The sequence below is a fragment of the Azohydromonas lata genome, assembly GCF_034427735.1.
Lineage (GTDB): Bacteria > Pseudomonadota > Gammaproteobacteria > Burkholderiales > Burkholderiaceae_C > Azohydromonas > Azohydromonas lata.
Genome location: NZ_JAXOJX010000265.1, coordinates 1 through 257, shown reverse-complemented (window position 1 = coordinate 257; position 257 = coordinate 1). Strand labels below are relative to the sequence as shown.

1 protein-coding gene is annotated in these 257 nt (G+C 65.8%); it reads left to right on the top strand.

The genetic code is table 11. The annotated features are described in order from the left end of the window. The coding region (locus SM757_RS35325; RefSeq protein WP_456062126.1) for an ABC transporter ATP-binding protein C-terminal domain-containing protein at positions 1–257 on the top strand (257 nt) is incomplete at both ends.

Below are 257 nucleotides of genomic sequence, written 5' to 3'. Positions count from 1 at the left end.
CTGGAGATCGCCCGCGCCCTGGCGACGGACCCCAAGCTCATCGCCCTGGACGAGCCCGCCGCCGGCATGAACGCCACGGAAAAAGTCGTGCTGCGCGAGCTGATCGACCGCATCCGCAAGGACGGCCGCACCATCCTCATCATCGAGCACGACGTGAAGCTGATGATGGGCCTGTGCGACCGCGTGACGGTGCTGGACTACGGCAAGCAGATCGCTGACGGCACGCCCGCCGAGGTGCAGAAGAATCCCAAGGTGAT